16 protein-coding genes and 2 tRNA genes are annotated in these 12,729 nt (G+C 51.7%); 7 read left to right on the top strand and 11 right to left on the bottom strand.

All coding sequences use genetic code 11. The annotated features are described in order from the left end of the window. The first annotated feature begins 153 nt into the window (after window positions 1–153). Window positions 154–1,293, top strand: a complete 1,140-nt coding sequence (mdoC, locus tag QQF33_RS24920; RefSeq protein ID WP_285158800.1) for a glucans biosynthesis protein MdoC — start codon at window positions 154–156, stop codon at window positions 1,291–1,293. A gap of 30 nt (window positions 1,294–1,323) precedes the next feature. On the opposite strand, the gene QQF33_RS24915 is transcribed toward mdoC, so the two are convergent. From QQF33_RS24915 to csgB, 6 genes are all read right to left on the bottom strand, one after another. After that, a complete protein-coding gene (locus QQF33_RS24915) occupies window positions 1,324–2,808 on the bottom strand; it encodes a phospholipase D family protein (protein WP_285145888.1) in 1,485 nt (494 codons plus the stop codon). Further along, on the bottom strand, window positions 2,744–3,286 hold the full coding sequence (ymdB, locus tag QQF33_RS24910) for an O-acetyl-ADP-ribose deacetylase (protein ID WP_282494876.1): 543 nt from the start codon (window positions 3,284–3,286) through the stop codon (window positions 2,744–2,746). Before ymdB ends, QQF33_RS24915 begins: the two co-directional genes overlap by 65 nt. 107 nt (window positions 3,287–3,393) lie before the next feature. Further along, window positions 3,394–3,714: a type 1 fimbrial protein gene (locus QQF33_RS24905; RefSeq protein WP_282494875.1), complete on the bottom strand. Its 321-nt coding sequence runs from the start codon at window positions 3,712–3,714 to the stop codon at window positions 3,394–3,396. A 114-nt stretch (window positions 3,715–3,828) separates the two neighbouring features. Then, a complete protein-coding gene (gene csgC / locus QQF33_RS24900) occupies window positions 3,829–4,152 on the bottom strand; it encodes a curli assembly chaperone CsgC (protein ID WP_285145838.1) in 324 nt (107 codons plus the stop codon). A 60-nt stretch (window positions 4,153–4,212) separates the two neighbouring features. After that, the gene (gene csgA / locus QQF33_RS24895; protein ID WP_282494873.1) at window positions 4,213–4,668 is read right to left on the bottom strand and encodes a curli major subunit CsgA; all 456 of its coding nucleotides are present in this window, start codon (window positions 4,666–4,668) and stop codon (window positions 4,213–4,215) included. 39 nt (window positions 4,669–4,707) lie between these two features. Then, window positions 4,708–5,163 (bottom strand): curli minor subunit CsgB, encoded by a 456-nt coding sequence (gene csgB / locus QQF33_RS24890; RefSeq protein ID WP_282494872.1) that lies wholly within the window; start codon window positions 5,161–5,163, stop codon window positions 4,708–4,710. A 741-nt stretch (window positions 5,164–5,904) separates the two neighbouring features. Here csgB and csgD point away from each other — a divergent pair. Genes csgD through csgG form a run of 4 tightly spaced genes read left to right on the top strand, consistent with a single transcriptional unit; the run spans window position 5,905 to window position 8,251 of the window. Then, window positions 5,905–6,555: a biofilm master transcriptional regulator CsgD gene (gene csgD / locus QQF33_RS24885; RefSeq protein ID WP_282494871.1), complete on the top strand. Its 651-nt coding sequence runs from the start codon at window positions 5,905–5,907 to the stop codon at window positions 6,553–6,555. A 4-nt stretch (window positions 6,556–6,559) separates the two neighbouring features. After that, entirely contained in the window at window positions 6,560–6,949 is a 390-nt protein-coding gene (gene csgE, locus QQF33_RS24880; protein ID WP_282494870.1) for a curli production assembly/transport protein CsgE, read from the top strand. Window positions 6,950–6,974: 25 nt separating this feature from the next. Next, on the top strand, window positions 6,975–7,391 hold the full coding sequence (csgF, locus tag QQF33_RS24875) for a curli production assembly/transport protein CsgF (protein WP_282494869.1): 417 nt from the start codon (window positions 6,975–6,977) through the stop codon (window positions 7,389–7,391). A gap of 26 nt (window positions 7,392–7,417) precedes the next feature. Continuing rightward, entirely contained in the window at window positions 7,418–8,251 is an 834-nt protein-coding gene (gene csgG / locus QQF33_RS24870; RefSeq protein ID WP_282494868.1) for a curli production assembly/transport protein CsgG, read from the top strand. Between the two features lie 45 nt (window positions 8,252–8,296). On the opposite strand, the gene QQF33_RS24865 is transcribed toward csgG, so the two are convergent. From QQF33_RS24865 to ghrA, 4 genes are all read right to left on the bottom strand, one after another. Beyond that, window positions 8,297–8,788 (bottom strand): DUF1097 domain-containing protein, encoded by a 492-nt coding sequence (locus QQF33_RS24865; RefSeq protein ID WP_282494867.1) that lies wholly within the window; start codon window positions 8,786–8,788, stop codon window positions 8,297–8,299. A gap of 87 nt (window positions 8,789–8,875) precedes the next feature. Next, on the bottom strand, window positions 8,876–9,430 hold the full coding sequence (locus QQF33_RS24860; protein ID WP_282494866.1) for a TorD/DmsD family molecular chaperone: 555 nt from the start codon (window positions 9,428–9,430) through the stop codon (window positions 8,876–8,878). A gap of 20 nt (window positions 9,431–9,450) precedes the next feature. After that, entirely contained in the window at window positions 9,451–10,188 is a 738-nt protein-coding gene (locus QQF33_RS24855; RefSeq protein ID WP_282494865.1) for a phosphatase, read from the bottom strand. 85 nt (window positions 10,189–10,273) lie between these two features. Further along, window positions 10,274–11,212 (bottom strand): glyoxylate/hydroxypyruvate reductase GhrA, encoded by a 939-nt coding sequence (gene ghrA / locus QQF33_RS24850; RefSeq protein ID WP_282494864.1) that lies wholly within the window; start codon window positions 11,210–11,212, stop codon window positions 10,274–10,276. A 232-nt stretch (window positions 11,213–11,444) separates the two neighbouring features. Here ghrA and QQF33_RS24845 point away from each other — a divergent pair. Both QQF33_RS24845 and QQF33_RS24840 read left to right on the top strand, forming a co-directional pair. Continuing rightward, a tRNA-Ser gene (locus QQF33_RS24845) sits at window positions 11,445–11,532 on the top strand. Window positions 11,533–11,736: 204 nt separating this feature from the next. Further along, window positions 11,737–11,824 (top strand) — tRNA-Ser (locus QQF33_RS24840). A gap of 114 nt (window positions 11,825–11,938) precedes the next feature. Here the strand turns inward: QQF33_RS24840 and QQF33_RS24835 are convergent. Beyond that, on the bottom strand, window positions 11,939–12,729 hold a 791-nt coding region (locus QQF33_RS24835; protein WP_285158798.1), incomplete at its 5' end, for an IS3 family transposase.

Below are 12,729 nucleotides of genomic sequence, written 5' to 3'. Positions count from 1 at the left end.
TGGCTCATGGATTAAGCAACCAGAAGAACCCTCTCTTCACTTTGCGTGCTTATCCTGGAGACAGGGTGTCGGTCTTGGTGTAGGGTTGGCTTCGAATGTAACCACTATTAGTCTTATGGATAAGACGAAAAGTCCGAGAATGCAAAAAGTTATATGACCACTGCACCCGTACAACGTGAATATTTCCTCGACTCGATCCGGGCATGGCTGATGCTGTTGGGGATCCCTTTTCATATCTCCTTGATTTACTCCAGCCACACCTGGCATGTTAACAGTATAGAGCCCTCATGGTGGCTGACACTGTTTAACGACTTCATCCACTCTTTCCGCATGCAGGTGTTCTTCGTCATTTCCGGCTATTTCTCCTACATGCTGTTTCTGCGCTACCCGATGAAACGCTGGTGGAAAGTGCGCGTCGAGCGCGTCGGCATCCCGATGCTGACCGCCATTCCGCTGCTGACGCTGCCCCAGTTCATCATGCTGCAGTACGTGAAAGGCAAAGCCGATAACTGGCAAAACCTGACCTTCTACGAAAAGTACAACACACTGGTCTGGGAACTGGTATCACACCTGTGGTTCCTGCTGGTGCTGGTGGTGATGACCACCGTTAGCCTCTGGATTTTCAGCAAGTTGCGCCGCCATCTGAGCCGCCATCACGAAACGCAATTCCCTCACATCACCTGGGCGAAACTCTCCCTGATTTTCCTGGTGCTGGGTATCGCCTACGGCGCGATTCGCCGCATTCTGTTCATCGTTTATCCGCCGATACTGAGCGATGGGCTGTTCAACTTCGTGGTGATGCAAACCCTGTTCTACATCCCGTTCTTTATGCTGGGCGCGCTGGCCTTTATCTCGCCAAAACTTAAAGATCTGTTCACCACGCCGTCGTCGTGGTGCGCCGTGGGTTCCGCGCTGGCGTTTGCCGCCTATCTGCTCAATCAGCGTTATGGCAGCGGCGATGCGTGGATGTATGAAACGGAAAGCGTGATTACGATGCTGCTGGGACTGTGGATGGTTAACGTGGTGTTTGCCCTGGGGCACCGTCTGCTGAACTTTAAGTCGACCCGCGTGACCTATTTCGTCAACGCGTCGCTGTTTATCTACCTGGTTCACCACCCGCTGACGCTCTTTTTTGGTGCATATATCACCCCGCACATTAGTTCTAACGCATTAGGCTTTTTCACCGGGCTGGTGTTTGTGGTGGGCGTTGCCATCCTGCTGTACGAAATTCACCTGCGCATTCCGCTGCTGCGTTTCTTGTTTTCCGGTAAACCGCAAACCAAAACGGCTTAATGACGCTTCGCGCCGGGCCCTCCGGCGCGATTACAACAGCCACTCAACCGGTAACCACCACGCCAGACGCACCAGCACCCGCTGCCAGAAGCGTGTTTTTGGCTCTTTCTTCAGCACAATCTCTTCCCCGTCTTTTTGCTCGACCCAGTTCAGACGCCCGAAGTTATCGAGCCGAATCTGCCACGCCTCGTGCTGACGGCTTTTCAGGAAGCGGCGATGGATCAGGCGCGCCAGGGTTTCACTTTCAATCACAAAGCCCATTTCCGTGTTGAGCATCGTCGAGCGCGGATCAAAATTCAGCGAGCCGATAAACACTTTCTGGCTATCGATGCTGAAGGTTTTGGCATGCAGACTGGAGCCGGAATTCCCCGTCAGGCCGCGATCCCGCAGCCCCGGAACGAAGTCCTGAGTGGGTTTCAGCTCGTAAAGCTCAATCCCGTGACGCAGCAGTTTTTTGCGCCAGCGCGCGTAGCCCGCATGCACCACGGCCACATCGTTAGCGGCGAGGGAGTTGGTGAGAATGGCGATTTTGACGCCCTTGCGCACCAGCTGCAGCAGCTGTGCAACGCCCGCGCGGGTGGGTACAAAGTAGGAGGAGATGATATCGATCTGCTCCGCCGGGGTGCCCATCACATCCAGCAGACGCTGAGGCAGCAGTGAGTGGCGCTTCGCGCGCCCTAAGCCTTTGCGCGGGTCATCGCTGAGTAAACGGGTTTTCGCCCAGATCAGCGGCAAATCGCGCGCTTCGAGGCGGGTAATAAACTGGCTCGATTCCAGTTTATCCAGATAGCGCTGGGCTATTTCGTTTTGATACCAGTCATCCGGCGGCTGGAGGCGAGATCCGATCTCCTCCTCCGATAATTCCAGTACCTGCTTTAGCGTCGAGACGCAGGCGCTCTGCCAGTAGCGTTCGAAATCATTAGCCACTTCCGCCACCACCGGCCCGATCGCCATCACATCCAGATCGGAAAAGAGCGGTGCCTCCCCTGCCCCGAAATAGGCATCACCGACGTTGCGGCCACCGATGATGGTCGCTTCGCCATCGACGGTGAAACTTTTATTGTGCATGCGGCGGTTAAGCCTGGCGAAATCGGTGAGATAACCCAGCGCGCGCAGGGTGCGGAACGAGAAAGGGTTAAACAGACGGACATCGATGTTGGGGTGGGAATCGAGCAGGCGCAGGATCGCGTCCAGCCCTTGCGTGTTGTTGTCATCCAGCAGCAGCCGGACGCGGACACCGCGTGAAGCGGCGGCCACCAGCACGGAAAACAGCAGCCGCCCCGACATATCGTCTTCCCAGATGTAGTACTGCACATCGAGGGTTTTCTCCGCCATTTCCGCCAGCCGGTAGCGGCAGGCGAAGGCATCGAGGCTGTCATCCAGGGGGAGCAAACCGCACAGCCCTGGATGTTCGGCATTGACGGGCGCGATCGCCCGCCCGAGCCGCGTATTATGCGTCGAGTTCTTGTCCTCGCTGGGTAAGAAGTCGCTGGTAGAGCCGGGCATTTTCTTCATCATAGCAAACGAAGTATACCCGCTCCGGCAGGGGTTTGCGGGTGAGATAGTCTGAAACCGTCGCCACGGCTATCGCGGCGGCAGCGGCCTTTGGAAAACCATAAACGCCGGTGCTGATGGCCGGAAACGCAATAGTTTTATAACCATTGGCGGCCGCCAGGCGCAGACAATTAAGATAGGCATCCTCAAGGCTTCGCGCCTCATGATGCTCCCCGCCTTCCCAGATTGGGCCGACGGCGTGGATCACCGCTTTCGCCGGAAGATCCCCGGCAATCGTAATCACCGCATGGCCTGGCGCTAGCTCACCCTGCTGTTGACGGACAATTTTGCAGGCTTCCAGCAGCTGCGGTCCGGCCGCACGATGAATGGCACCGTCAACGCCGCCACCGCCCATCAACGAGGGATTGGCTGCATTAACAATGACATCAACGTGCTGTGTGGTGATGTCCCCGAGGACAACGTCAATTTGCGGTTTCATATCCATTCCTCTACTACCCGACTTTTATTAAGTGTATAGCAGGGGCTGGTTGCGAAGAAGAGCCAGATGAGAAAAGCCCTCCGGTCCGAAGACGAGAGGGCTCTGTCCTAACGATAGTTGACTTGCACAACCGCCAACGTTTTTTCCGGATTGATATATTTCATACTCACCGTGGCGACATCTGGGTAAGGGTTACGCCCCCGCAGGGCTTCACCGTAACTTACCTGGGTGGTTTGCACGCGTCCTTCGTGCGGGCATGACAGCGCAAACTGATTATGTTGCGGGGAGATCACACACGGGTCTTCTACAATCGCCCCGCGAAAATGAATCACACCGCCGTTAACCGTGGTTGCCGCTAATGCTGGAGTCAGTGCCGATAAAGCAATAATACCTGATGCAATAATACTTTTTACAATGGACGCTGCCATGGTTGGCTCCTCAATGAGAAATCATCCTTGAGGGGTCGCGCATTCCTTATTCAAATCATAGAAACATTCATTGGGAACCGCCAAATTATCCAATATATTGATTTCGTGAATATATTATTCAGAACCCGGCCATTGTTTTGATAAGTGTAGCGATTGCCCGTCAGAGACATTAACGACAATTCTCACGGAATCTTTAGGGCTAATATTCAAACTGAGGCGAGTTAAATCAATCGGCTGGTTAGCGGGAATGGAAATCGTGTTGCGCTGACTGGAAGTGCTTTGTCCTCCCTGCCCTTCCCGCGAGGAAATGATTTGTACCTGACACACGCAGGGTTCAGTCAGAATGACCTGCGGAATAATGGTCGTCATCTCCCCGTCGTGGGTGGTTTTAAAGGTGATCTGGCTGGAGAGGGCAGCAAGCAGTAATAAGGTATGCATGATCAACTCCCGAAAAAAAACAGGGCAAGCGCCCTGTTTTTTTATAGTACAGATTCGAAATTAGTACTGATGCGCAGTCGCGTTGTTGCCGAAACCAACCTGGTGCACAGTTACAGTTGAACCGGAAGCTGTCTGGTCCACTGCCGCGCCGTTACCGCCGCCGAACTGTTTAACTTCCATGGTGGAGTTTTTACCATTCCACTGATCGAGGGTTGCGCTGTTACCAAAGCCTTTCTGCAGCAGGTCAATGGAGCTGTCATCAGAGCCCTGTCCTACGTCAGCACCGTTACCGCCGCCGTGCTGAGTAATAGTCAGGTCAGAATTTTTAGCGTCAGATTGCAGAGCAACAGCTGAGTTGCCGCCACCGTACTGATAAATGCTCAGAGTTGAATTAGGGCCGCTGTTACCGCCACCCCAACCACCACCGCCGCCACCGCCATATTGAGGAACCGCACCAGCCAGAGCACTGCCAGAAACAAAGATTGCTGCAATTGCTGCCACTTTGAAAAGTTTCATGGTAAACCCCCATCGGATTGATTAAGTCGTCGTAAATAGTTAGCGTTGGATAACGCGGATAGCCATTTGCGACTGTCTCTGAACTACAACTGCTGTTTTTTGCGTACCATACTGCGTAATATTCGCTTTGTTACCCGAGCCTTTCTGGATAATCATTGCGGTATTACCAAAAGCCCCTTGCTTAATACTCGCATCATTGCCGTTGCCGTCCTGATCGATATAAGCAAGGTTATAAGTCCCTGATTGATCAACTTTCGCTCTATTGTTCCCACCCTCCTGTGAAACAACGGACAGTAATTTAGAACCGCCCTGACGAACATCGGCATTATTTCCTGAACCGTGTTGACCAATAATGGCTGCCTGATTATATGAAGACTTGCTTAATTCATTAACCGCGAAGTTATATTCCGAACCTGCCAGGTCCGAACCTGCCGCGATTGATAACCCAGGCGCACCCAGTAATGTAAACATCATAAATAACGTTCTGTTTTTCATGTTGTCACCTGGACCTGGAAATAATTAACTGCACGGTGTTAACGCGATTCGTTTTTTGTTAACGCTGCGTTACGATGAAGAGTATGTCTATCGAAACAATTTAAATATCTCACCCGCGCGGCTTATTTTGATTTATTCGCTCACCTCAAAGTATTAATTCACGCCAAAAATTTCAGTCAGCAGCGTAAGTTAGTTTTTTTTAATTTATTTCTTCGGCAAGTTGGCGCTTCGTTCAGGGCAGCTTGTCACCCTTGTCACGTCTGTACTTTACGCTTTACAGAGTTCATTGCCTGACAGACTTGTCACGGGTCACTCGATTTCTTAAGGGCTTTCGCTTAGCATGCAAAGTCTTAGGGATTTCGCCAATCTCATACCTGAGATCAGAGAATCACAAATAATAAATACTGAATTAAATCAATTCACTATAATTATTTGTATGATTTTTAAAATGTGTGCAGCATTATTAACGTGTACAACTTTTTTATCATTCCTGAACTTTTTTACCACTTGAAATTCACAAATTAATATTAATTTTTACATCTTGTTACACCATTAACACTTGATTTAAAAATCGTAATAGCTAGATTGAAATCAGCAGTACGAATTATTTTTTATATTTACCTCCTGCTGGAGGTTATGGTCTGATTCTACACACAGCAGTGCAACATCTGTCGGTACTTCTGGGTCCCCCGAATATATCGGGGGCAACTGCCGGGTGTAATAAAAAAGTGGGGTTTCATCATGTTTAATGAAGTCCATAGTTTACATGGTCATACATTACTGTTGATCACAAAGCCTTCTTTACAAGCGACAGCCTTATTACAGCATTTGAAGCAATCTCTTTCACTGAACGGGAAATTGCACAATATTCAACGTTCTTATGATGATATTGCTCCTGGCAGCATCATTCTCTTCGATATGATGGAAGCGGATAAAAAGCTTATCCATTACTGGCAGGATAACTTAAGCAGGAAAAACAATAATATCCGCGCGCTATTGTTGAATACGCCTGATGAGTATCCTTTCCGCGATATTGAAAGCTGGCCGCACATCAACGGCGTCTTTTACGTCACTGAAGACGAGACGCGTGTGGTGGAGGGGCTGCAAGGTATTTTACGTGGGGAATGTTATTTCTCGCAAAAACTTGCCAGCTATCTCATCACTCACTCCGGAAATTATCGCTATAACAGTTCAGAATCTGCTTTGCTGACCCACCGCGAAAAAGAAATTCTGAATAAATTACGTATTGGTTCTTCAAATATTGAAATCGCCCGTTCGTTATTTATCAGCGAAAATACAGTCAAGACTCATCTCTACAATCTTTTCAAGAAGATAGCTGTTAAAAACAGAACTCAGGCAGTTTCATGGGCAAACGATAACCTCAGGCGTTAACAACATGAAACGCACGTCAAGATGGATAGTGGCAGCGGGCTTTCTGCTTGCTGCCGGAAATCTTCACGCTGTTGAGGTAGAAGTTCCTGGATTATTAACCGACCACACCGTCTCTTCTATCGGCCACGATTTTTATCGGGCGTTTAGCGACAAATGGGAAAGTGATTATCCTGGCAACTTAACAATCAATGAGCGGCCCAGTGCTCGATGGGGAAGCTGGATCACCATAACGGTTAATCAGGACGTGGTGTACCAGACCTTTTTATTCCCGACGAAACGAGATTTTGACAAGAACATCAGTATTGCACTGGCACAAACTGAAGAAGCGGTAAATCGCCTGCAAATCGACAAGGCTCTGTTGAGCACTGGCGATTTAGCAAAAGATGAATTCTAGCGACAAATAATCTCCGGAGGCTGTAATGCGTCTCGCACACACAGTGATTTCATTAATGCTGATTGCACCGTTGAGCTGGGCCGGGAATATGACTTTCCAGTTCCGTAACCCAAACTTTGGTGGCAACCCGAATAACGGGGCTTTTTTACTCAACTCAGCACAAGCTCAAAACTCTTATAAAGACCCCAGTTTTAACGACGATTTTGGGGTTGAAACGCCGTCCGCACTGGATAACTTTACTCAGGCTATTCAGTCACAAATATTAGGCGGCTTATTAACCAATATTAATACCGGCAAACCCGGTCGCATGGTGACCAACGATTTTATTGTCGATATTGCGAATAAAGACGGGCAGCTGCAGTTGAATGTGACCGACCGGAAAACGGGCAAAACGTCCACCATTCAGGTTTCAGGTCTTGCCACCAATTCAACTGACTTTTAAACAACGACGAAATAAGGACAACGATCATGCAGCGCTTTCTGATTCTTGTTGCAGTGTGCTTATTGAGCGGTTGTTTAACTGCTCCACCTAAAGAAGCCGCCAAACCCACGCTGATGCCCAGGGCGCAAAGCTATCGCGACCTGACGCATCTGCCGGCGCCGACGGGTAAGATATTTGTCTCGGTTTATAACATCCAGGATGAAACTGGCCAGTTCAAACCGTATCCGGCAAGTAACTTCTCGACCGCCGTTCCGCAAAGTGCCACCGCCATGCTGGTCACCGCGCTCAAAGATTCACGCTGGTTTATTCCTCTGGAACGTCAGGGGCTGCAGAACCTGCTGAACGAACGCAAAATCATTCGTGCAGCGCAGGAAAACGGCACGGTTGAGGTGAATAACCGCGTACCGCTGCAATCACTGGTTGCCGCGAACGTGATGGTGGAAGGGTCCATTATCGGCTACGAAAGTAACGTGAAATCGGGCGGCGTCGGGGCGCGGTATTTCGGTATCGGGGCTGATACGCAGTACCAGCTCGACCAGATTGCCGTCAACCTGCGCGTGGTTAACGTGAGCACCGGTGAAGTGTTGTCATCGGTCACCACCAGCAAAACGATTCTCTCATATGAAGTGCAGGCCGGTGTATTCCGCTTCATCGACTACCAGCGTCTGCTGGAGGGTGAAATCGGTTATACCTCGAATGAACCGGTGATGATGTGTCTGATGTCAGCCATCGAAACAGGGGTCATTTTCCTGATTAACGACGGTATCGATCGCGGGCTGTGGGACCTGCAGAATAAAAACGACGTGAAAAATGAAGTGCTGGTGAAATACCGTGAAATGTCGGTGCCTCCGGAATCCTGATTCTGACGGCACCAAAAAAAAGCGAGGCTCTGAGGCCTCGCTTTTTTATTTGCTTAATTCCGGGAGATTTTGCGCCCGCGATCGCCGGGCAGCCAGCCAAAGCCCGCTGTTCTTCATCGCGTAGCCAAACACCAGCCCCAGCAGCAGAGACGGAACAATCATTTTCCAGTCGCCCTGCCCGGCAAAGGTCGCACACGCGCCGATGAAGGTGCCAGGAACAAACGACAGCAGCAGGTGTTTTGCCTGAATGCACATCAGAAAAGCCACCACGCCCGTCATCATATAGCCGACGATCTCCAGGTGCGGAGCCAGCGCGCTGCCGTGCATGATAATCAATGCCCAGACCACGCCGCTCATCATGGTGCAACCGGAGATAAACAGCCCTTTGAGTCCGCCCTGCGGGCAGGCGAAATAGGCCGTACAGCCCAGGAAACCGGCCCAACTGAGCAGTCCCAGAGACACGGCAACCCATCCCCATATCCCGGAGAGGATCCCTGTTGTGATGGCAATAGAAAGTAATATATTCATGGCGCGCATCTTATCAGATACGCGCCGATGAAATGAGATCACTAGCACATTTTATGCAAGATGAAATGTACCGTTACATTGACAATGTGATGCAAATCACTCTTCATTCTCTTCCTGCAATTCATCCCACATGGCGGAGATCGCTTCGCGGGTCAGCGGTGCCATGGTGCGCCAGAAAGGTGAAGTGGCGTGGGCTTCGATCTTACCGAGGAATGCACCGCACCATGGCAGAATGTAATCGCCAAACAGAGTTTCCAGGGCTTCACTTTCGTCTTCACCGGAGTGATCTTCAATCCAGGAGGCGGCCAGCAGCAGCGTACCGATATGATCGGCAGGCGCATCGCTCAGGGGCATACCGCGCTCAGAAAGGAACGCGCGCACTTCAGACTCCGTCGCCCCCTCTTCCCAGGAAGAGCGATACGGTGAAACGCGGCCCTCTTCGCCCACAAACAGGGCGTTGTAATCCGCCGAAATCTGCTGCATATCGCAGCTCTTTTGCAGGCGCTGCAACAGCTCGTCCTGCTCCAGCGGCCAGTTGTCCGCGAGCTTACCTTCGCGAATCAGCGTAAAGAGCGGAACCAGCAGCGGATCTTGCGGCTGGCGATAGTACAAAGTGCCCAGTACGCGGCAAAGGATTGAAAACTCGTTCATTTGATTATTCCATGACTATATTAAAGTTCAGCAAATTCAGGGATAGCAGGCATACCGCGTGATTCAAGGAAATCGAGCATCCGACGCGGCGTGACGTTCAGAATTCTCTCTTCCGGGAAGCCCACTTCATCTAACACTTTTCGGCACTCGCCGAATTCACCCAGCGTGAAGGCGGTGTGAGAGTCAGAACCCAGCGCCACCATGCCACCTGCATCACGCACGGCTGCCGCCACGGCACGACAGTTGGCTTCGCTGCCGATACGCGAGTGGGTAAAGGAGGAGTTGTTGATTTCCAGCGCCACGCGATGTTTCGCCGCAGCTTGCGCCACGGCCTGAATATCGATAGGGAATTTCGGGTTGCCGGGGTGGCTAATAATGTGGACGTTGCCGCTGGCAATGGTCGCGATCATCGCCTGGGTATTCGTCTCTTTATCCTGTGGCGCAAACACCGGCTCATGAAAACCGGCGATAATCAGATCCAGAGAAGTCAGCATCGGGCCCGTACAGTCGATCTCGCCGTCCGTATTTTTGATATTCGCCTCAATGCCGCGCAGGATCCCGACGCCCTCCACCAGACGAGGCCAGATGCGCATATTCACAAAGTGCCAGTAGTGCGGCGCATCTGCCATATCAGGACCGTGGTCGGTAATCGCAAAGAGCTTAATCCCTTTCAGTTTGGCTTGGGCGATGTAGTCATGAAGGGTGCTGTACGCGTGGGTGCTGGCGACGGTGTGCATATGCAGGTCAACGGGATACATCTCTCTCTCCTCTGGTGTTTTACCCCAAGGATAGCAGGTCTGCCCGGTGTTTATTAGCAAAAACCCGGCGAATGCCGGGTTGCTGTTAGTAGCCGCGCTGTCTGTCGACCTGCCCCGTCGCCGGTTTCCCCTGCTCGAGCAGGCCGATGGTGCGGGTGATATAGTCAACCGCTTCCGCCGGACGCGTCACCGCCGCAATGTGCGGCGTCATGGCGACGCGCGGATGCGCCCACAGCGGGCTTTCCACCGGCAGTGGCTCACGGCTGTAGACATCCAGCATCGCGCCTTTCAGCTTGCCGCTATCCAGTGCTTTAAGCAGATCGGCTTCCACCAGATGCACGCCGCGCGCCAGATTCATCACGTAGCTTTGGTCCGCCAGCTGATTAAGCAGATCGTGATTGATAATTCCCACCGTCTCCGCCGTATTCGGCAGCAGGTTGATCAATACGCGCGTGCCCTTCAGGAAGGCCGGGAGTTCTTCGGCACCGGCAAAGCTTTCTACGCCCGGATATTCCTTGCGCGTACGGCTCCAGCAGCGCAGCGGGAATCCCCACGGGGCCAGCGCTTCCGCCACTTTCGAGCCCAGCACGCCCGCGCCCAGCAGCCCGACGGTAAAATCTTCGCGCTGATAATCGGCCAGCGGCTCCCAGTGTGATTGCTGCTTCAACGCCTGATAGTCATCAAAGCGGCGGAACCAGTGCAGCACCTGGCTGACGGCATATTCCTGCATTTGCTGGCCCATACCGGTATCTTCGAGTCGGAACAGGGGAATATGTTCAGGCAACATCTCTGGATGGGCTTTTAACTTGCTCAGGATGGAATCCACGCCCGCGCCGAGGGCAAACACCGCTTTCAAATCGCGCCCCTGTAACATCTCCACTGGTGGATGCCAGACCAGAGCGTAATCCGCGTGTTCGTTATCGCCCCGCTTCCACTCGCGAACGCGCGCGCCGGGAATGGCTTCCGACAGCGCCTTGATCCAGTAAGAAGTATCAAACGTAGGGTGATAGAAGATGATATCCATAATGACTCCTGCCTTTTTATTGCGATGATTTATAGGTGTTTTCAAGAGGATTATCAGGATAACAAATAAACCGCCGGCTGTGTTGCTGATAAAAAAAGCGCTTTCAGCACATTCAGGAATCACATTGCTGAAACTTTGTCTAAACGCGCCAAATATCTGAAAAAGATGATTGACGCCAGTGCCCCTTTTACTTACATTAGCGCCCGTCCCAGCAACAACGGGATGACAATACGGTGAGGTGTCCGAGTGGCTGAAGGAGCACGCCTGGAAAGTGTGTATACGGCAACGTATCGAGGGTTCGAACCCCTCTCTCACCGCCATATTTGAAGAAGAGCTCGCATGAAAATGCGGGCTTTTTTTCGTCTGCAGAAAACCCACTCCCCGACCTTAACGCCAATTATTGTCCACAGTGATTAATGCTTAACCGAACAGCCACTCAGGCATAAAATTTGCTTGACCGTTTTAGCGCAACTCCCTATAGTAGCGCCCCGTTGCCCCCGAGAGGTCAGGCAGCGAAACAATACGGTGAGGTGTCCGAGTGGCTGAAGGAGCACGCCTGGAAAGTGTGTATACGGTAACGTATCGAGGGTTCGAACCCCTCTCTCACCGCCATATTTAGAGAAGAGCTCGCATGAAAATGCGGGCTTTTTTTTCGTCTGTCGTTTGGGTTTTACAGAAAGCAAAGCCCGGTTTCTGGACTGACCCCATAAAGTTGGACAGTTCATGTTAAGCGGCTATCGGGGTCTGGGTTCGGTATTCTACCGGACTCAGGCCTTTTAATTTCAGGCTGATCCGCTCGTTGTTATAGTAATGGATATAGTCCTCTATCGCCTTCCTCAGTTCATTCAGATTGCTGAACCTGTTCAGGTAAAAACACTCCGATTTTAGTGTGCCGAAGAAGTTCTCCATCACCGCGTTATCCAGGCAGTTTCCCTTGCGCGACATGCTTTGTGTCATACCCTTCGCCTTTAACTTTGCCTGATAACCTGCCATTCGATATTGCCAGCCCTGATCCGTGTGCAGCAACGGTGCATCCTCCGGTTCGAGCACTGAGAATGCATCATGCAGCATCGTATTAACCATCTCCATCACCGGCCTTTCCGACAGGCTGTATGAGATGATTTCCCGGTTAAAAAGGTCCAGCACCGGCGACAGGTACAGCTTTTTACCCTGCACCGAGAACTCGGTGACATCCGTGACCCATTTTTCATTGGCTTTCGATGCACCGAAGTTCCGGCCCAGGATATTGGGTGCAGCCTTGCCCACCTCACCTTTCCAGGCACGATATTTCTTCACCCTTATCAGAGAGCGGAGCGACAGCTCTGCCATCAGCCGCTGCACTGTTTTATGGTTTACCAGCAACCCTAGTTTTCTCAATGAGAGCGTGATCCTGCGGTAGCCATAACGCCCTTTGTGATAGTGGTAAATCTCTCTGATTTTGTCTTTCAGCCCGGCATGCCTGTCCACTCGCTTCAGCGCATTTATATTGTGATACCACGTACTGCGGGACATGCCCG

The organism is Lelliottia wanjuensis, assembly GCF_030238365.1.
GTDB classification, from domain to species: domain Bacteria; phylum Pseudomonadota; class Gammaproteobacteria; order Enterobacterales; family Enterobacteriaceae; genus Enterobacter; species Enterobacter wanjuensis.
The sequence above is the reverse complement of the archived record's forward strand: the minus strand, read 5'-3'. Positions and strand labels throughout refer to the sequence as shown.